The organism is Pseudovibrio sp. WM33, from assembly GCF_001623165.1.
Classification (GTDB): Bacteria; Pseudomonadota; Alphaproteobacteria; order Rhizobiales; family Stappiaceae; genus Pseudovibrio.
Map to the genome: position 1 here is coordinate 1 of NZ_LMCK01000030.1, position 266 is coordinate 266.

Annotated in this window: 1 protein-coding gene; it reads right to left on the reverse strand. The window is 49.6% G+C overall.

Annotation, left to right across the window (positions count from 1 at the left end; genetic code table 11):
* A partial coding sequence (locus PsWM33_RS07260; protein ID WP_153039907.1) for a DDE-type integrase/transposase/recombinase occupies positions 1-266 on the reverse strand: 266 nt, incomplete at both ends.

Genomic DNA, 266 nt, shown 5'->3' on the forward strand with positions numbered 1-266 from the left:
TGGTGCGCCAGAACCGTTCGATAAAAACATTGTCGCGCCATGCTCCCTTGCCATCCATGGAAATCTTGATCTTCTCACGCTTGAGCACATCGGTGAAGTCTATGCTGGTGAACTGAGAGCCCTGATCAGAGTTGAAAATCTCTGGCTTGCCGTATTTAGCGAGTGCATCTTCCAGAGCTTCGATGCAGAAGGTAGCCTCCATGGTGATTGATAACCGCCAGCTCAGAACTTTGCACGAGTACCAGTCAATGATAGCGACCAGATAG